Below are 17,907 nucleotides of genomic sequence, written 5' to 3'. Positions count from 1 at the left end.
TTATTTATAAGGATATAGGCCTGTTTCAGTCGGGTTATCTGGATACGCAGTCCATTCTGTAAACGATCCTTCATAAATTCTGACGTTCGGGTAACCTAAAAACCATTTCAGCACAATAAATTCAGATGTTGCCTCTCTGCTCGTGCCGCATGAGCATATGATCAACTTGTTAGGAGTGACTCCGTTCTCTTTCAGAATAGCCTCTATCTCCTCTGAGGTCTTCAATAATCTCGGATTGTCTTCATCGTACAGTTCAATCCAAGGAAGATTTATCGCTCCCGGAATATGACCGGGCTTACTCCACGGTCCTTGACCCTCATAGACAGCTTTAGGTCTGGCATCGATAAGAACTATATTGGGATTGTCTTTTATCTTCTTCAGCTCGTATATAGAGATTGTATACTCTTTCGATCTATCTTCTACTTTGAAATTCGATCTTCGAGTCTCACCGTATTTTTGTGTTGTCGGCTTGCCTTCCTCGAGCCATTTTTCAAATCCTCCGTCTAAAACATACACCTCTTTCGCTCCATAACGTGCAAGACAGTATGCCACGTGCGTCTGTTCAAGACCATCGCCCTTACCAGAATGCCCTCCTTTTCCACTATATACTACTATGCTATCAGTATTTTTCAATCCCATTTCTTGAAATATTGGTTCTATCGATTCGGGTGGTGCATAAGAAGATGGACTCAAACCTTTATGTATCCTAAATATGTTCTCGTTTAAGTAGATCGCTCCGGGAATATGTAGTTTCGTATAATCCCAAATTGTTGGCTGAGCGTCGATCACCACCAAGTTATCATCGTTTAAATGATCAAGAAGCCAGTCGGTCGAGACCCATTTAATTATACCTTCTTTATTTGCAGAGTAAGGAGAATTTTTTTCGTCGATACTAGATCCTGTTACAAAAAAGACGCTGCCGAATAAAGCGGTTAAAAAACAAGAAGTAATAAAAATTGCTTTATATTTAATATTCTTCATATATCATATAATTAAAATGCTGCTATATATAATTTTTTATTTTTGTTTATATCAAACTAAAACTAAGCATCATACCTTATCTTCTTTACATTCATCTCTTTCAGTTCTTTATCCCAGGACTATAGGAAATCTAGAGAGACGAGGAACTCTTTACCAACTTTTCATTATTCTATACTCTTCCAATTTCTATTGTATATCTCATAGATTATTCTTTTCTCTTTTATCAATGACTCGCCTCTTTTCCCTGATCTTTATAAGCTAACCATAATCATACAGGTGTCAGCACATATAATAAATAGTAAATCTAAAAATTTTTAAAAATATCTCTTTAGAAAAAGTTTTTATTGTAAAAGATCCAAATTAAAAGTGATAATATATGCATAATGAAGAAGATGACTTAAAAGTAGAACTTTTGGATGAAAAAGATGTAGATGAGATCGTTAATGTGTATAAGGCTGTGTGGAGTACTGCAGAAAAATATCCTCTTGAATGGAGGATGTATAGACAATATACGAGAGAACAGGTTTTATCGGATTTTAAAGAGGGTTACTATTATTTTGGTGTAAGAAAGGATGGTAGATTAATAGGGTGTTATAAAGCTATCATAACGGAAAAAGGCTGTTTTGGAGAACAACAGGCAGTCTTACCAGAATATAGAAATACCGGTGCGGCTCAGGCAATGTATGAGCAGTTTATAAATTTTGCAAAGGAAAAAGGTTGTAAAAGAAATTATGTAAATGCGCTTGCCAACGATACGGTTTGTGAGAGAATCTTAAAAAAATATGATTTTAAGCGATGGGGTGAACCTTACGAACAGATAAAGGGAATGCTTGTACAGATGTATGAACGCAAGGTTGATGGAAAGGAGACCAAAGATGAGATAATAGGCATATTAATAAAGAAATTTGATCCTAATCGAGATGAGATATTCGTTGATATAGGGTGCGGTAGCGGAAAAGTCTCCTTATCCATGTCAAAATATTTTAATAAGGTTTATTCTGTCGATTTAGATAAGATCGCAATAAAAAATTTGGATAAAATCAAGATGGATAATATGGAATTATTCAATATGGATGGGGCAGAGTTTCTTGAAGAGTACGATTATGATAAAGTCTTCGTTGGAGGGACTAAATATTATGATAAGATAATTAATGCTGCAGCTGATAAAGCAAAAAAGATTATTTTTAACGCGGCACGGTTGGGTGTTGCTTCTAAAATTGTTGATAAGATGAACGATAAAGAGATATTTGATGAAATTCTAATGATAAATATCTCTAAAAGTTATTCTTTGGCTGAAGATATAGCATTTCATCCAATAAATCCGATATTTATGATAATAGGATCGAGAAAATGTTGATAGGTGTTGGATTGGGTCCAGGAGATCCTGAATTACTCACTCTTAAGGCTATAAAAGTCTTAAAAAACTCAGATGAGGTAATTGCTCCGGGAAGATTGGCGTATAATATTATCAGCCGATACTGTGATCCTCGATTAGTAGATATTCCCATGAACAATAAGGCGGATGGAGTAATCTCTTCCTTAACGGAAGAATTTTGTAGAAGATGTAAGAATGAAGATATCGCGTTTGCTGCTATTGGAGATATTATGGTTTATTCAACCTTCCAACATATAGTTGAAAAAGTCAAAGAGATCAATAACAGTATTAAAATACAGACAATTCCAGGGATATCTATATCTACATCTATATTTTCAAAGATTGGTGTGTTTATCGATCAACCGATGCTTGTTACTACAGAAAAAAAAATTTCCGAAGAATATACTGGCGAAAAAGTCATCGTTGTCTTGAAAGTAAAGAGGCCATGGGATATTATCAACAAGTTTAAAAGATATGGGTATAACGATTTTGCTCTCGTAAAAAGGGCTTATATGGATGACGAAGAGATCCTTTATAATCTTGATATTCCTGAAGAGAGTGATTATTTTACTACATTGGTGGGATGGATGTGAGAAAAATTTTTTTTGTTGGAGCTGGACCGGGAGATCCTGAATTACTCACTCTTAAGGCTATAAAAGTCTTAAAAACTGCAAATTTAATCATATATCCCGGTTCTATCATTAGTAAAGATATTATCTCAGAGTTTAACGGAGAGAAGATAGATAGCTATAAAAAATCCTTAGAAGAGATTGTAGATATAATATCAAAAGCCGTAGATGATGGTAAAACCGTTGTTAGGCTACAATCTGGGGATCCTTCTATTTATAGTGCATTAGATGAACAGATAACGGAATTAAAGAAGAGAGATATAGATGTAGAAATAATACCAGGAGTCTCTTCCGTATTTGCATCATCGGCTGCGCTTAAAAAGGAACTCACAATCCCTGGAATATCCCAAACCGTTGTTATTACCAGGCCTGCTGGAAAGACTCTTGATAAAGATATTATAGAAGAACTTGCCAGGCTTCCAATTACTCTTGTTATTCTTCTCGGCATAGGGCTATTAGAAGAATTGGTCGAGAAAATTAGAAAGAATAGAGGTATCGTGCCTGTATCCGTCGTCTATCATGCATCGAGAGTTGATCAAATTATAATAGATGGAGATACAGAAGATATAATAGATAAAGTAAAGTCTGCAGGTATAAAACGAACCGCCGTTATAATAGTGTGGCTAGAAGGGAATAAAAAACGATCTTTGCTTTATAGAGGTGAAGAGAAGGATGAAGATTAAATCTGAATGTATTCCATGTATGATAAATAGGTCAAAATTTGAGTGCGATTTGGCGTTTAAAGATGATGAGTCTGGAAAAATTAGCACTTTAGCCGAGATATTACGATTTATAGGATCACATTGTGAAGAAGATCTTTCGCCTGCTTTCTTTGGTACTTATAGGGACAGAATTGTTAAATGGAGGACGGGAAATAGGGATTATTATTATTCATTAAAAAAGGAGGCTAACGAGTCGGCTAGGAGACTTTTACCGTTGGTTAATAGGTTATATGAGGAGAGTACCAACAAATTTGAGACACTTATAAGAATTGCCGCTGTGGGAAATTCTATGGAGTATGGTATCAAGGATCATACTTTTTCAAACAAACAGTTCGAGGAAGAATTCTATAAAATTTTTAACGAGAGTTTGATCGGAAATTTAGATAAGGTGGAGAAAGCGATTACAGATAGCGATAAGATACTATATCTACTAGATAATGCAGGAGAGGTCGTGTTTGATAAATTTGTAGTCGATAAGTTAGAAGAGATGGATAAAGAGGTTGTATTATCACCAAAAGATTCCCCTGTTATCAACGATGCTACTATAGATGATGTTAAAGAATTAGGATTTACTTGCCAGATTTCCCCGTCCGGGCATGCCGTAGGTGTTTTGCTGGATGAAGCAAACGAGGATTTTTTGGAGTATCTCTGGAATCCAGAGTATCTAATAATTTCAAAAGGTATGGGTAACTATGAGACAATCTCATCTTTTGAATATAAATTTATAGAAAGATTAATATATATCCTAAGAGTAAAATGTTATTCAGTTGCTTATAATAGTAATGTTCCTAAAGGTTCATTGATTGCTAAATTTATCATCAGATGAAGATCACAGATATTGGAGAAAGGGGGCTGATAGATAAGATCGCTGATAAGGTATGTTATAAAAACAGAAGGGTGATACAAGGAATAGGTGATGACGCAGCTGTCTTGTCTCTTGGTAAGAAGTTTTTAGTAGCAACGACAGATATGCTTCATAAAAAAGCAGATTTTCCTACTATATTAACCCCTGAAGATATCGGTTGGATGTCTGTTGCGGTTAATTTGAGTGATCTGGCAGCTATGGGTGCAGAGCCTTTGTGTATCTTAATGGCATTAGGCTTGGAGGAAGATACCTCGTTTGATTTCTTCGAAGGGATAGTAACTGGAATTTTTGAATGTTGTAAGAAGTATTCTTTAGATCTTGTTGGCGGGGATATAGATAAGCATTTCGAGCTTACCATTGTGGGTACTGCGTTAGGTGAGGCTGAAAAAGTCGTTTTACAAAATGGTGCATCTGAGGGGGATATGCTCTGTATAATCGGTACGTTAGGCGGTGCGGCAGCGTCCATTAATCTTATAAACGAGTCTGCCGTTGTAGTGGATAGACTAAAAGATCTAATGCGGGCAAAAATATCGGTTAAAAACCCTTTTGTTAGAGAAGGTATAATTCTTGCTGATTTTGCAACTTCCTGTATAGATACGAGTGATGGATTTGCAAGATCTATACATAACATAGCACGAAAAAGCAACGTTGGTTTTCTCATAGATTATGATAAAATCCCTATAGATCCGGATTTAGCTTCATATATTGACTTAGATGTTTTGTTATATGGTGGAGGGGATTATGGATTGCTCTTTACTATTAAAGAGGAAGATTTAAGCGAGATAAAAAAAATAAAAGAGTTATCAGGAAAAATTCATGTTATAGGTACTGCTACAGAAGAAAAAGAGATAATTTTAAAAAATAAAGGTAAAAAAGTTACTGTAGAGGATAAAGGCTACGATCATATGGTAAAAACATGAAAGAATCGATGTTCTATGATGTATATGGCAATAAAGTCCAATGTAATACTTGCAACCATCGTTGTAAGATCGGTATAAACAAAAGAGGTATATGTGAAGTCAGAGAGAATATCGATGGCAGATTATACGTGCTGAATTATGGTTTAGTGAGTTCTATCAATATAGACCCTATAGAAAAAAAACCATTATATAATTTTCATCCTGGATCAAGGGTTTTATCTATTGGGACTGTTGGATGCAATTTTAGATGCCTTCATTGTCAAAATTACTCGATATCGGCTGCAAAGATAGATGATTATCCATTAGAAAAATTACATCCTGAAGATATCGTATCTTTAGCTAAAAAGTATAATACAGATGGTATCTCTTGGACATACAACGAGCCTACGATATGGTACGAGTTTACATATGATACTTCAAAGATTGCAAAAAAAGATGATCTTACAGTATCTTACGTTACAAATGGTTATATCACAGAAGAAGCATTAAAAGAGATATCTCCGTATTTAGATGCGGCAAACGTGGATGTAAAAGCATTTAGAGATGATTTTTATAGAAGAGTATGCCATGCAAAGTTAGAGCCTGTATTAACAACTTGTAAATTGATTAAAGAGTTGGGCATACATCTTGAGATAACTTATCTTGTTATACCTACATTCAATGATGATGAAGAAGAGATCAAGGATTTTTGCAGATGGGTAGTAGAATTAGATCCTTCTATCCCTGTACATTTTACAGCGTTCTATCCTCAATATAAGATGTTGGATGTCCCTCCAACTCCTATTGAGACATTAAATAGGGCTTATGAGATAGGAAAGGATAAGGGTATAGAATATGTCTATCTTGGAAACGTTCATAGTGATAGAGATAATACTTATTGTCCGAATTGTGGAGCCCTTCTTATAAAAAGAAGCGGTTTTTCCATTCTTGATAATAAAATAAGGGATGAAAAATGTCCCAGATGTAATTTTAAAATTAATTTAATTATTTAAAAAAAGAGGTGATAGAAATTAAAATAAAATTTTTAGGCGGATGTGGCGAGATAGGTAAGTCGGCAATATTGGTAGATGATAAGATAATCCTGGATTATGGATTACAGACGGCTGGAGACGATCCTTTTCCATTAATGAGTGATTGTGATTATTTACTTATTTCACATGGTCATTTAGATCATTGCGGATCGGCTCCTCTCTTAAGAAAGACAAAAAATGTCTTTACTACAGCGCCAACGGCTGATTTTACGAGACTTCTTTTAGACGACTCGATAAGGTTGAATAATAAAAAATCAGGAAAAAATAGACATATATACTCTACAGATGATGTCGATCTATTGATGTCTAAGCTTAAAACAGTTTGTTACAATGATGAGTTTAAAATAGATGATTATTCATGTACCTTTTTAGATGCAGGGCACATCGTTGGATCGTCTTCTATTTTAATTAAGAAGGATATATCCTTATTTTATTCATCGGATACAAATTCTATCGATACTAAGCTCATCAGAGGATCAAACGGTTTTCCTGGCGCGGATGTTGGAATAATAGAGAGTACCTATTTTGGAGAAGATCATACACCGAGAAAGGAGCTTGAAGATAGATTTATAAAATCTATAAAAGAGACGATGGAAGATGGAGGAAGCGTTATAATTCCCTGTTTTGCAATAAATAGGACACAAGAAATCCTTTCGATATTGGGAGAACACAATATCTCACCATATCTTGATGGGATGGGTATAATAGCGACTAATATAATATTAAACCATCCTTCATTCATAAAAAATTCGTCTCTTCTTAAGATGTCGTTTAATAACGCGTCTCTGGTAAATAGAAAGATTCGAAAGAGAATATTCGATGAACCATCTATAATCGTAACAACGGCTGGTATGGCCAATGGGGGTCCAGTTTTAAATTATCTGAAAAAGATATATAAAGACCCAAAAAGCAAATTGATGTTTACGGGATACCAGGTTGAGGGTACCAATGGTAGGATGATACTGGAAAAAGGTCTTGTCAAGTTAAACAGAAATCTTGTTAAAATAGAAGCAACAGTGGAGCAGTACGATTTTTCATCACATTCGGGAGATAAAGAGCTTAAAAGTATGGTAAAGAGAATGGCTGATAAAGGAGTAAATTTATTCTTTACAGTTCATGGCGAGAAAGAAAAAAGTGAAGCTTTTGCAGAGTATATAAAAGAAGAAATCGGATGTAAGGCAATCGCTCCGTGTACAAACGATACATACAATATATCAGTAGCTTAATCGATGAGTTCTGGCAATCTCTTGGTGGCATTTCAGGGAGAACATGGGGCATTCAGCGAAGAAGCGGTGTTAAAAAACAAAGATGTGATAGCAGAGTTAAGTGGAGTTAAAAGTAGATTAAAAACGATACCATATTCTTCTTTTGAAGACGTTGTAAGATCGGTAGATGAAGGTAGGGTAGATTATGGTATTCTACCCATTGAAAATTCACAGGAGGGCACTATAAGCGAGACGTATGATTTATTAATAAAATATAATGTCTATGCGGTCTTGGATATTAAATTAAGAGTCGTACATTGTCTAATAAGTCATAAGGATGCAGAGATTGAAGATATAAAGAGGATATATTCTCACATTCAGGGATTGAAGCAATGTAGTAATTTTATCGATCGATATCGATGGGAAAAAATTCCTACTTACAATACTGCCGGAAGTGTGAGGATTATTTCAGAGCATAACGATAAATCAGAGGCTGCAATAGCATCTAAGAAGGCAGCGAGCATATACAATATGAAAATATTGGAAGAGGGTATAGAAAACAACGATCGTAATTATACCCGTTTTTTTATTATATCCAAGAATCCGCAAACCAAATTGAGATACCTTTCCGATTATCTCGATATCCCTATCAAGACGACGATCATATTCTCGACGTACCATATTCCAGGTGCTTTATATAGCTGTATCGGAGAACTGGCAAAGAGGAATATAAATATATCTAAGCTTGAATCCAGACCTAACAGAGAAAAAAATTGGGAATATTTTTTCTTTTTAGATTTTGAAGGAAATATGGAAGATAAAAAATGCATTGAGGCGATAGAAAATCTTGGAAAAAAAACATCTTTCTTTAAAACTCTGGGTTCGTACATCTGTTTAGAATCTTAAGAACTGTTTTTGAACGATATTGATAAACAAAGATAATAGGCACGGCGGTGAATAATATGGCGAGTATCGTTGCAGGGATGATCTGTGATGGATCAAAGGAAGGATGTGCTTTAGAAAAGATGGAGGAAGTATGATTGGCATATCAACACTCCCTTATTACGAATCAGATATTTCAGATATTTTAAACTATTTGGCTGACCAGAGATACGTGGAGATAGTAGAGATCTATGCGGAATGCCATGATATACCGAACGATACGCTAAATTCTTTTGATTTTGAATACACGGTACATGCTCCAACAAACGACATAAATATCTCCAGTAATTTAGAAAGGATCAGGACGGCCTGTCTTGACGTTATAGAAGATTACGCTATGAGAGCATCTTTGATAGATGCTAAAAGAATGGTGATACATCCGGGCTACTTTATCGATCCTTTTAAAGAGCGATTTGTAGAGTCTCATAGGCGCTCTTTATCTTATATAACTGATAATATAAGTATCGAATACAGCATCGAGATAGCGATAGAGAACATGTTTTGGCCATTCTCGTTTATACGAACCGCTGAAGAGTATAGAGAGATAAACGAGTTATATGGTATCCCTCTTATCCTAGATATAGGTCATGCGGCAATAAGTGGAGAATTAGAAAACTTTTTATCATGTAATCCCGTCGAATTACATATCCATGATAATAATAGAAGAGATGATGAACATTTAGGCATCGGACTTGGAAAGATAGATTTTTCACAGGTAATACCATTGTTAAAGGATAAGGATGCTATTATCGAGGTTAAAAATAAAGATCATCTCTGTGAGAGTATACAAATTCTGTCCAAATTTTTATAGTAACCTGGATTGTTCAAGAATAAAGATAAAAAATTAAGAATTTATAAAAATTATGCAAAAGGATGTTTTGCCATATCTTTTTTGGACAAAACCTCATCGATGCTCGGTTTATTAGATATTGCCCTCTCTATTGCCAATTTTGTTGCTTTATAATTATAATCGTACACTTTTTTCTTGTCTTCTGCATTCCAATGGATGAATACAGACACGATTATAAGTAGGTCATCCACATCCTCTTTGGGTATTATGCCTTCTTCTACACAATCAGCAACGGCTTTTGCAATCGCAGCTTGAGCAGGACCAAAGATCAAACTAGCCTGTTTTTCCCCTTTAATAGTTACTTTATTGACTATCAAAGTGGCTGGTTTTGGCATAAGGTTTGGTTCCAATACTGCTAAAAGGGGTGTATGACCCATACGCGGCATTGCTAATGATGAAGAGAATGCATAATCTACAGGTCCACCTTTGTATCCGATAACTAGATCTATATGAGCAACTTCGTCGCCTTCACCAACGAGTGCTTCTCCAATAAAGCTTTTTTCTACTGTTGTATCACACATTTTTATCTTATTTTATATTTTATCTATTTATTAAAAAGGTTTTCGATTTATTAAAGAAAATGGATGAATAAAGATAAATAAAAGATTGTAAAGATAGGATAAACATGCGTGTATACAAAGAAATTTATGTAAATATGGCACATAGAATATTGAATTATAAAGGTAAATGCGAAAATGTACACGGTCACGATGTGCGTGTTCAGGTATGGATTTCAGGAGAAAAAGATAAAGATAGTGGGTTGTTGATTGATTTTAGTGAGATAGAAGATATAGTAAATGAGTTTGATCATTCTATTGTGCTAAATAAGAGAGACGATCTTGCGCATCATATAAAAACAAAGTTAATACTAATAGATGGAGAACCTACATGTGAAAACTTATCTGAGTTGATATTTACAAAATTAGAATCTTTAAGAAGGAAAAATCCATCGTTAGAAGTAGAAAAAGTGAGGGTATGGGAGAATCCACGATCTTATGCAGAGTTTTATAAAAGAGAAGAGGCTAAATATCTGTGAATTTTTTATATCTCATCAAGGCGAGGGCAGACTGATCGGAGAGTTGATGTATTTTATACGATTTGGCGGATGCAATCTGTCCTGTTCATGGTGTGATACCAACTATGCTAAGCACGATTTTAAAGAGATTGTTATATTTGATATAATCAAAAAGATAAAAGAAGACGGATGGGATAAAGGCCGATGGATATGTATAACAGGGGGAGAACCCTTGATGCAGAAAGATACAGGATTTTTAATCGAAGAATTGGTAAAAGAGGGCTATAAAATTATAATAGAGACTAATGGGAGTTATCCTATAGAATCTCTAAATAAAAAGATTATGATCAGTATGGATATAAAGTGTCCAAGTTCAGGTGAAGAAAAGAAAAATTTGTTATCTAACATCTCTCTTCTAAAAGAGAAAGACCAACTGAAATTTGTAATAGATTCGGAAGAGGATTACATCTATGCAGTAGATATAATAAAGAAATATAAACCAAGATGTTTATGTATATTCCAACCGCAGCTCGGTAATAACAATCCAAAAGATTTTAAATGGTTGTTTGATAGATGTAAAAAGGATCTTTTAGATGTAAGAGTCATACTTCAACAGCATAAAATTGTATTTGGAGATGTTAGATGTGTCTAAGAGTAAAAAAGCTGTTGTTCTTTTATCTGGTGGGTTAGATAGCAGTACTCTTGCATATTTCGTCAAGAATATGAATTATGAAGTCTATGCAGTCTCTTTTGACTATGGTCAGAGACATAGAAGAGAGTTAGATGCGGCAGAAAAGATAGGTAAGTTAGTTGGTGTGAAAGATCATAAATTTATAAAGATAGACCTTAGAAGTATAGGTGGTTCTGCACTGACATCAGATATAGACATACCAAATAAAAAAAATGTAGAAGAGATATTAGATAGTAAGGATATTCCTATTACGTACGTTCCAGCCAGAAATACTATATTTCTGTCGATAGCGATCGCATACGCAGAAGTGATCGATGCGGATGTTGTTTTTTATGGGGCAAACTGTATAGACTATTCAGGGTATCCTGATTGTAGGCCTGAGTTTATAGATGCTTTTAACAACCTTGTTAAACTAGGTACCAAAAAAGGTGTAGAAGGAAGAACAATCAGGATTGAAGCACCGTTCTTATTTTATACAAAAAAAGATATTGTAAAGACGGCTTTGAATTTAGGCGTTCCCATCGAGATGACTTGGAGTTGTTATGATGACGGAGACAAGCCATGTGGACGATGTGATTCTTGTATTTTACGAGAAAATGCTATAAAAGAGGTATATGCAGAGATCAGGAAGAAGAAATAAGATCGATTATATAATCGACCAGAACTCTTCGCCGTTTATTATTTTTTTTAAAATGAGCCCTTTTGTCCAGAGGCTATTTAGACTTTTTTCTACAGTATAAGGAGATAAATCTAAAATATCTATTATCTCTTCCTCTGCATATTCTTTATTAGATATCAATTTTAGAATATCTTTCTCTTCTTTCATCAAACCGTCTATCTCTTCTATATAGCTATACAGCTCCTTTTCCAGGCTGGCAATACGGGATTCGATCTGATGAATGGTAGAATTTAAGTAATCTTCAATCTCTATCGATTTATTTATCTCTCTCGTAAGATACTTGATCTTTAAAATATTCTCTCTTTTGTCTGTCTCAAGAACTTTTGCCATAATGTCGAGATCAAACGGTATGTATTCTTCTCCTCTCAACCTTATATTCAACGGAACAGCATTTATGCCTACTCTATGTGCTGTTATAATCATATTTAAATAAATGTTGCTTGAAATCTTAAAATATTTTCTATTCTGATCCGTATTGTAATATTCTACAAGACCAGCATCTTCTAAAAGTTTTAAATGCCGTATTACCGCTTTTGGTGCTATGTTTAACCTATCTGATATCTCTGTTACATAACAAGGTTTATTAGAGAGTAATTTAATAATTTCTCTCCTAGTTTTATTTCCTAATATATCGAAGAGTTCAGATACATCGATCGTGTTCATCACTAACATATTGTTAGTGATATTATAGTATATAAATTTTTATCAATATTTAAATAGTAATAATAACAGTAGATGATATTATAGTATATAAATTTTTATCAATATTTAAATAGTAATAATAACAGTAGATATAGATTGTGATAAAATGGATATAGATATCTGTGATATATTGGGAATAAAATATCCTATAATACAGGGTGCTATGGCATGGGTTGCAACAGCTGAATTATCTTCTGCCGTATCAAATGCAGGTGGCCTTGGTATATTAAGTCCGATAACCACAAAAGGATTGGTAAAAGAGATCAAGATTATGAAAGGATTAACAAAGAAACCTTTTGGTGTTAATATACCAATAATGAACCCAAATTCTGATGAGATTGTAAAAATTGTGATAGAAGAAGGGATACCAATCGTTACAACATCTGTTGGTGATCCCAATTGGTTTACCTCTATTCTTAAAAAAGAAGGTATAAAGGTGATCCATGTGGTTACAAATATAAAACACGCTAAAAGGGCTGAAGATGCAGGTGTCGATGCGGTTGTAGCTATGGGTGTTGAGGCGGGTGGTCACATAGGAAAAGAGGAGATAACAACCTCTGTATTAGTTCAAAATATTGTGAATAACGTGAAAATTCCTGTTATTGCTGCAGGAGGCATCGTAAATTCCAATAATTTCTTATCTGTCCTGGCGCTCGGAGCGGACGGAGTTCAGTGTGGGACGCGGTTTATTGCAACAGAAGAGTGTATCGCTCATGATAACTACAAAAGAGCTATCATAAATGCAGAATCAGACTCGACGGAGGTTATAGCCCGAGGTATATTTCCAGCTCGAGTGATAAAAAACGGATTTTACGAATGGTTTGAAGCATTGACAAGGGAAGAGAAAGTTGATAAATCTCTTTTTGATATAAATTTTGCAAGATCTGCCATATTGGATGGAGATATAAAAAACGGAGCTATTTGGGCTGGACAAAATGTTGGTATGATAAAAAAGGTGATAAAAGTAAAAGACGTCATAAAAGAGATGATGAATCGAGAAAATTAATCGTAAGAGGAGTATATCGTTATCTTAAGGCTCAATTTATATCTTATTGTATTTAGGCTCCATCATGACATCTCGATAAAAAATGCTCGAATAAGAAGGGGTCGCTCAACGCATGCAGATGCATGTAGTTTGCAATAACGTTATCACGAAAAAGACCATCTTTTCCGTCTTTTATTCCTTTTCCTCTTATTAATCTATATGCAAAATTCTCGTTGATGGATATCTGTGAATAATGAAACTCATGACCCTTTATCAAATAATTTTTAGGGGCAATTAAAGTATCTTCAACAGTTTCTGCTACAGTATAACCTATCGATTGTAGTTTATTTGTCATATTAGCTTCTGCATTAAAAATACTGCACATTTCTCTCGAATCTAACCTTCTTAAGAGATATAACATGCCTCCACATTCTGCATATATAGGTATCCTACTCTTTTTAATCTGGGATCTTATCTTCTCGTTTTTTTCTAATTTATCGGCATAGAGTTCTGGATACCCTCCACCGATATACAATCCATCTACATCGGGTAATTCATCTTTTAATGGAGAAAAAAATACCAGATTGACATTTCTTTCTTTAAAGAAGTCAAGGTTGTCCTGATAATAAAAAAAGAATGCTCGGTCTAGTGCGACACCAATCTTTATCTTTGAAAAATTCTTGCCTGTGTTTTTTGAAATATTTATCTTGGTGGGATGGTTTATTGCGGATAACTCATATAACTTATCTATATCTAAAAATTCGCTCATCTCATCGAGCATAGTTGTATTAAATGTTTTCTCTTCGGGATTAACCAATCCAAGGTGCCGCTCAGATATTTTAAAATAATCTTTTTTTGGTATAGCTCCTATAAATTCAACTCCTGCCATTTTTGCAGAATCTTTTAACATTCTTAGATGTCCTTCTCCACCTATCTTATTGAATATTACACCACTTATGTTTAAACTTTTATCCAGGTTTTTAAAACCGTGTAATATCGCAGCGGCACTGTAAGACAATTTTTCTCCATCTATAACAAGGATGATAGGAGAACCTATTATCTTGGCAATATGGGCGGTGCTTCCATAAAAATCCGGCCCTAATCCATCGAACAGACCCATTACTCCCTCTATTATCGCGATATCGAAATTTTTAGAATAAAAGGAGGATAAGATAGTATTTTCCGATAGTAAAAAAGAGTCCAAATTATAGGATGGCATACCTGTGATTGCTTTATGATATAAGGGATCTATAAAATCTGGCCCAACTTTAAACGATTGTAAATTTTTGTTTTTTAATAAGTGAAGTAATGCTAATGTTATTATAGTCTTTCCCACTCCACTGCTTGTTCCTCCTATTACTAAACTTTTTTTCATCGTTAAACAAACTATTTTTTTCTATGTCTCATCTTATCTCTAAGCTTTTTCTGTTTATGTTTTCTCATTTTTGCTCGTTTTCTCTTCCTTCCACATGGCATAGTATATATCACCTCACTATCTTATTTGTTATCAATCGCCAATCCTTTATTTATATCTACTATATAAATTTTGATAATTAATCTAATCTATGCATTCTTACTTTATCTAAACAGAGATAAGGAATGATATAGATGAAGATTAAGAATGTATGTAAAAATTGATATATAAAATTACAACAAAATCTATTAAGAGGATAAAAAAAGAAGTTAACAATGACCAAAAAAGAATTTATAAGCAATTTAAAAATAGATCTGTTTAGTAAAGGTGTAAGAATATCTGCAGAAGATAAAGGAAGAAAAGGCGGTGCAGGACCTGCAGGATCAAAAAATATTATATTTGGAAATACTGTAGCAAACGTACCTACTTTTGCCAAGTTTGTAGCAGATTCTCCTTATAGCCTCGATAACAATGTTTTAAAGAAATTTAACGAGAAGATAATCGATGTAAAGATACCAAATCCGCAATTTTACAAATTAAAGACAAAAGATGGCATACCTTATAACAAAATTGCGCTGTTGCACGGGGAAGACTGCCTAGCTACAACCGTAGTTCAACATTGCATCTATTGGGATACTCCTCTTAGATGTAAGTTTTGTGGAATTGATTTATCGAAGGGATCTACCCTTGATATCAAAAAACCGGAGGAAATAGCAGAAGTGGCCGAGGCTGCAAAACGACTGGATAATGTTAAACATGTTACGTTGACTATAGGAGCTTTAAAGGAAGAGGATGAGATAAAGATACTTGGTAACTGTGCATCTGCAATTAAAAATGCCGCTAAAATTCCTGTTCATGTCCAATTTGAGCCATTGAAGGATCTTAAACGTATGGAAAATCTGTACAGTAAAGGTGTTGATACGGTGGGGATACATATAGAATCTTTTGATAAGAAGGTGTTGGAGAATATAGCACCGGCTAAAGCAAAAATAGGATTTGATAGATATTTAAAAGCGTTAGAATACGCTGTAAATATTTTTGGTGAAAATCAGGTAAGTAGCTTTATTATAATAGGCTTAGGAGAAAGCGACGAATCTGTGATCGAAGGATGTAAGACTTTGGCAGGTATGGGTATCTATCCGTTTGTCGTTCCAATAAATCCAATTCCTGGCTCTTATATGGAAGATGCCATTCCACCATCGTTTGAAAGGATGAAAGATATATATGAATCTGTTGCGTCTATCCTTAAAGAAAACTTATCATGGAAGAAGAGTAAAGCAGGATGCGTCAAATGTAGGGCATGTTCTGCATTGGACGTATTTGAATAATTAAATTAAAATATGATCGGTTAGCATATATCTAAAAAACATTTAAGTAAAACAAAATTATTACCTGTATTTAGATGAAAAAGAGCATAGAAGAGATAAACCAAAAAATATCGGAAGGATGTGCCAGGGTGGTTACATCCGATGAGATGCCAAATATTGTTAAAGAGTTGGGGTTAGAATCAGCGACAAAAGAGATAGATGTTGTTACAACAGGCACCTTTGGAATGATGTGTTCTTCAGGGGCTTTTTTGAATTTTGGCCACTCAGATCCTCCAATTAAGATGCAACGAGTTTTTTTGAATAATGTTGAGGCGTTTACTGGAATTGCGGCGGTAGATGCTTATATAGGTGCCGCTCAACAGGCACGAGGACCTACATTAGAGTATGGTGGTGGTCATGTTATAGAGGATTTGATAGGAAAAAAAGAGATAGAATTAAGGGCAGAATCTTATGGAACTGACTGTTATCCGCTTAAAAGCCTTGAAACAGAAATCACAATAGATGATTTAAATCAGGCAATTATGGTCAATCCAAGGAACGGTTATCAAAAATACAATGCGGCTACTAACTCTAGTGATAGAGTACTTTATACTTATATGGGTCCATTATTCCCTAATTTTGAAAATATCTCTTATTCTGGTTCTGGATTATTATCTCCACTATCTAATGACCCTGAATATAGAACCATCGGTATAGGAACGAGAATATTTTTAGCCGGAGCGAAAGGTTATGTGATCGGAGAAGGAACACAGCATGATCCTGAAAATGGGTTTGGTACTCTTATGGTAAGAGGAAATCTTAAAGAGATGAATACAAACTTTATAAGAGCTGCAAAAATCTATAAGTATGGTATATCGCTTTATATAGGATTAGGGATACCCATTCCTATATTGGATGAAGAGATGGCAAAGGCGACTGCTATAGAAGATAGAGATGTCGTGACAAATCTAGTCGATTATGGTATTCAAAGGAGAGATAAGCCTATATTAAGAAGAGTAACTTATGAAGAATTAAAATCTGGTTTTGTAGACCTGAACGGTAAAGAGGTTAAGACGTTTCCAATGTCGAGTTATCTTAAAGCAAAAGAGGTTGCAGAAACACTAAAGAGGGAGATTTTAAAGGGATCTTTTAAATTATCTCTACCGGTGGAATCGCTTCCTAAATCAGGAAAGATCAAACCCATGTACCAGAAAAAAGTAAATCCGATGGTGAAAGATCTGATGGCCAGAAGGGTGGTCTTTATAGAAGAGGATACTTCGATAGAAGAGGCAGCGAAAGTTTTGGTTAGGAACGGGATAGACCATATGCCCGTTGTTTCGGAAGCAGGCAGGTTGACCGGTATAATCACTTCATGGGATATAGCAAAATCTGTTGCAAAAGGTAGCTTTTATAAAAAAGTTAAAGATGCAATGAGTAAAAACGTTATTTGTATCGGTCCGGATGACCTTGTAGATGTGGCAGCTAGAAGATTAGAACAATATAACATATCTGCAATGCCTGTCATAAATCCTAACAGAGAGGTTGTAGGCATGATATCCAGCTCTGATTTAAGCAAATTGGTTAGGGGTTAGTA

The 17,907-nt window shown here is 34.6% G+C and carries 19 protein-coding genes; 15 read left to right on the top strand and 4 right to left on the bottom strand.

What is annotated here, in order from left to right; translation table 11 throughout:
• Window positions 1-981, bottom strand: a complete 981-nt coding sequence (locus LPC15_RS03210) for a sulfurtransferase (protein WP_229235277.1) — start codon at window positions 979-981, stop codon at window positions 1-3.
• A 376-nt stretch (window positions 982-1,357) separates the two neighbouring features.
• Here LPC15_RS03210 and LPC15_RS03205 point away from each other — a divergent pair, with 376 nt between their 5' ends.
• The 9 genes from LPC15_RS03205 (at window position 1,358) to LPC15_RS03165 (ending at window position 9,481) form a co-directional block, all read left to right on the top strand.
• Window positions 1,358-2,338, top strand: coding sequence for a GNAT family N-acetyltransferase (locus LPC15_RS03205; RefSeq protein ID WP_229235276.1), 981 nt, complete (start codon window positions 1,358-1,360; stop codon window positions 2,336-2,338).
• Complete coding sequence (locus LPC15_RS03200) at window positions 2,332-2,949, top strand: SAM-dependent methyltransferase (protein WP_229235275.1); 618 nt, start codon at window positions 2,332-2,334, stop codon at window positions 2,947-2,949. Before LPC15_RS03205 ends, LPC15_RS03200 begins: the two co-directional genes overlap by 7 nt.
• Window positions 2,940-3,668: a cobalt-precorrin-4/precorrin-4 C(11)-methyltransferase gene (locus LPC15_RS03195; protein WP_420709489.1), complete on the top strand. Its 729-nt coding sequence runs from the start codon at window positions 2,940-2,942 to the stop codon at window positions 3,666-3,668. Before LPC15_RS03200 ends, LPC15_RS03195 begins: the two co-directional genes overlap by 10 nt.
• On the top strand, window positions 3,658-4,533 hold the full coding sequence (locus LPC15_RS03190; protein ID WP_229235273.1) for a damage-control phosphatase ARMT1 family protein: 876 nt from the start codon (window positions 3,658-3,660) through the stop codon (window positions 4,531-4,533). Before LPC15_RS03195 ends, LPC15_RS03190 begins: the two co-directional genes overlap by 11 nt.
• Window positions 4,530-5,492 carry a thiamine-phosphate kinase gene (gene thiL / locus LPC15_RS03185; protein WP_229235272.1) on the top strand — a complete coding sequence of 321 codons (963 nt, stop codon included), beginning with the start codon at window positions 4,530-4,532 and terminating at the stop codon, window positions 5,490-5,492. The genes LPC15_RS03190 and thiL overlap by 4 nt, the downstream gene beginning before the upstream one ends.
• Window positions 5,489-6,484, top strand: coding sequence for an AmmeMemoRadiSam system radical SAM enzyme (amrS, locus tag LPC15_RS03180; protein WP_229235271.1), 996 nt, complete (start codon window positions 5,489-5,491; stop codon window positions 6,482-6,484). The genes thiL and amrS overlap by 4 nt, the downstream gene beginning before the upstream one ends.
• A gap of 8 nt (window positions 6,485-6,492) precedes the next feature.
• Complete coding sequence (locus tag LPC15_RS03175; RefSeq protein ID WP_229235270.1) at window positions 6,493-7,749, top strand: MBL fold metallo-hydrolase; 1,257 nt, start codon at window positions 6,493-6,495, stop codon at window positions 7,747-7,749.
• A gap of 3 nt (window positions 7,750-7,752) precedes the next feature.
• Window positions 7,753-8,634 (top strand): prephenate dehydratase, encoded by an 882-nt coding sequence (gene pheA / locus LPC15_RS03170; protein ID WP_229235269.1) that lies wholly within the window; start codon window positions 7,753-7,755, stop codon window positions 8,632-8,634.
• Window positions 8,635-8,764: 130 nt separating this feature from the next.
• Window positions 8,765-9,481 carry a sugar phosphate isomerase/epimerase family protein gene (locus tag LPC15_RS03165; RefSeq protein WP_229235268.1) on the top strand — a complete coding sequence of 239 codons (717 nt, stop codon included), beginning with the start codon at window positions 8,765-8,767 and terminating at the stop codon, window positions 9,479-9,481.
• Between the two features lie 50 nt (window positions 9,482-9,531).
• Here the strand turns inward: LPC15_RS03165 and fae are convergent, their stop codons facing one another.
• Entirely contained in the window at window positions 9,532-10,041 is a 510-nt protein-coding gene (fae, locus tag LPC15_RS03160; protein WP_229235267.1) for a formaldehyde-activating enzyme, read from the bottom strand.
• Window positions 10,042-10,175: 134 nt separating this feature from the next.
• Here fae and LPC15_RS03155 point away from each other — a divergent pair, with 134 nt between their 5' ends.
• Genes LPC15_RS03155 through queC form a run of 3 tightly spaced genes read left to right on the top strand, consistent with a single transcriptional unit; the run spans window position 10,176 to window position 11,866 of the window.
• Window positions 10,176-10,556 (top strand): 6-pyruvoyl trahydropterin synthase family protein, encoded by a 381-nt coding sequence (locus LPC15_RS03155; RefSeq protein ID WP_229235266.1) that lies wholly within the window; start codon window positions 10,176-10,178, stop codon window positions 10,554-10,556.
• Complete coding sequence (locus tag LPC15_RS03150; RefSeq protein WP_229235265.1) at window positions 10,516-11,187, top strand: 7-carboxy-7-deazaguanine synthase QueE; 672 nt, start codon at window positions 10,516-10,518, stop codon at window positions 11,185-11,187. The genes LPC15_RS03155 and LPC15_RS03150 overlap by 41 nt, the downstream gene beginning before the upstream one ends.
• Window positions 11,180-11,866: a 7-cyano-7-deazaguanine synthase QueC gene (gene queC / locus LPC15_RS03145; protein ID WP_229235264.1), complete on the top strand. Its 687-nt coding sequence runs from the start codon at window positions 11,180-11,182 to the stop codon at window positions 11,864-11,866. The genes LPC15_RS03150 and queC overlap by 8 nt, the downstream gene beginning before the upstream one ends.
• A gap of 6 nt (window positions 11,867-11,872) precedes the next feature.
• Here the strand turns inward: queC and LPC15_RS03140 are convergent, their stop codons facing one another.
• A complete protein-coding gene (locus tag LPC15_RS03140; RefSeq protein ID WP_229235263.1) occupies window positions 11,873-12,568 on the bottom strand; it encodes an ArsR family transcriptional regulator in 696 nt (231 codons plus the stop codon).
• Window positions 12,569-12,713: 145 nt separating this feature from the next.
• Between LPC15_RS03140 and LPC15_RS03135 the strand changes: the two genes are divergently transcribed.
• Window positions 12,714-13,613, top strand: a complete 900-nt coding sequence (locus LPC15_RS03135) for an NAD(P)H-dependent flavin oxidoreductase (RefSeq protein ID WP_229235262.1) — start codon at window positions 12,714-12,716, stop codon at window positions 13,611-13,613.
• A 52-nt stretch (window positions 13,614-13,665) separates the two neighbouring features.
• Here the strand turns inward: LPC15_RS03135 and LPC15_RS03130 are convergent, their stop codons facing one another.
• Window positions 13,666-14,967, bottom strand: a complete 1,302-nt coding sequence (locus LPC15_RS03130) for a cobyrinate a,c-diamide synthase (RefSeq protein WP_229235261.1) — start codon at window positions 14,965-14,967, stop codon at window positions 13,666-13,668.
• Window positions 14,968-15,281: 314 nt separating this feature from the next.
• Here LPC15_RS03130 and LPC15_RS03125 point away from each other — a divergent pair, with 314 nt between their 5' ends.
• Complete coding sequence (locus LPC15_RS03125; protein ID WP_229235260.1) at window positions 15,282-16,334, top strand: MSMEG_0568 family radical SAM protein; 1,053 nt, start codon at window positions 15,282-15,284, stop codon at window positions 16,332-16,334.
• 74 nt (window positions 16,335-16,408) lie between these two features.
• Window positions 16,409-17,905, top strand: coding sequence for a homocysteine biosynthesis protein (locus LPC15_RS03120; protein WP_229235259.1), 1,497 nt, complete (start codon window positions 16,409-16,411; stop codon window positions 17,903-17,905).
• Window positions 17,906-17,907: the final 2 nt, after the last annotated feature.

Source organism: Candidatus Methanoliparum sp. LAM-1, from assembly GCF_020885915.1.
GTDB lineage: Archaea > Halobacteriota > Methanoliparia > Methanoliparales > Methanoliparaceae > Methanoliparum > Methanoliparum thermophilum.
Note: the sequence above shows the minus strand (reverse complement) of the source record. Positions and strands in the feature narration are given on the sequence as shown.

What these genes read in the sequence shown, in the direction of transcription:
- pheA (WP_229235269.1), top strand. Translation starts at nt 7,753, where the DNA reads ATGAGTTCTGGCAATCTCTTGGTGGCATTTCAGGGAGAACATGGGGCA.
- LPC15_RS03120 (WP_229235259.1), top strand. Translation starts at nt 16,409, where the DNA reads ATGAAAAAGAGCATAGAAGAGATAAACCAAAAAATATCGGAAGGATGT.
- LPC15_RS03195 (WP_420709489.1), top strand. Translation starts at nt 2,940, where the DNA reads ATGGATGTGAGAAAAATTTTTTTTGTTGGAGCTGGACCGGGAGATCCT.
- LPC15_RS03135 (WP_229235262.1), top strand. Translation starts at nt 12,714, where the DNA reads ATGGATATAGATATCTGTGATATATTGGGAATAAAATATCCTATAATA.
- LPC15_RS03140 (WP_229235263.1), bottom strand. Translation starts at nt 12,568, where the DNA reads ATGAACACGATCGATGTATCTGAACTCTTCGATATATTAGGAAATAAA.
- LPC15_RS03130 (WP_229235261.1), bottom strand. Translation starts at nt 14,967, where the DNA reads ATGAAAAAAAGTTTAGTAATAGGAGGAACAAGCAGTGGAGTGGGAAAG.
- LPC15_RS03125 (WP_229235260.1), top strand. Translation starts at nt 15,282, where the DNA reads ATGACCAAAAAAGAATTTATAAGCAATTTAAAAATAGATCTGTTTAGT.
- LPC15_RS03210 (WP_229235277.1), bottom strand. Translation starts at nt 981, where the DNA reads ATGAAGAATATTAAATATAAAGCAATTTTTATTACTTCTTGTTTTTTA.
- LPC15_RS03200 (WP_229235275.1), top strand. Translation starts at nt 2,332, where the DNA reads ATGTTGATAGGTGTTGGATTGGGTCCAGGAGATCCTGAATTACTCACT.
- LPC15_RS03205 (WP_229235276.1), top strand. Translation starts at nt 1,358, where the DNA reads ATGCATAATGAAGAAGATGACTTAAAAGTAGAACTTTTGGATGAAAAA.
- LPC15_RS03190 (WP_229235273.1), top strand. Translation starts at nt 3,658, where the DNA reads ATGAAGATTAAATCTGAATGTATTCCATGTATGATAAATAGGTCAAAA.
- thiL (WP_229235272.1), top strand. Translation starts at nt 4,530, where the DNA reads ATGAAGATCACAGATATTGGAGAAAGGGGGCTGATAGATAAGATCGCT.
- amrS (WP_229235271.1), top strand. Translation starts at nt 5,489, where the DNA reads ATGAAAGAATCGATGTTCTATGATGTATATGGCAATAAAGTCCAATGT.
- LPC15_RS03155 (WP_229235266.1), top strand. Translation starts at nt 10,176, where the DNA reads ATGGCACATAGAATATTGAATTATAAAGGTAAATGCGAAAATGTACAC.
- fae (WP_229235267.1), bottom strand. Translation starts at nt 10,041, where the DNA reads ATGTGTGATACAACAGTAGAAAAAAGCTTTATTGGAGAAGCACTCGTT.
- LPC15_RS03165 (WP_229235268.1), top strand. Translation starts at nt 8,765, where the DNA reads ATGATTGGCATATCAACACTCCCTTATTACGAATCAGATATTTCAGAT.
- LPC15_RS03150 (WP_229235265.1), top strand. Translation starts at nt 10,516, where the DNA reads ATGCAGAGTTTTATAAAAGAGAAGAGGCTAAATATCTGTGAATTTTTT.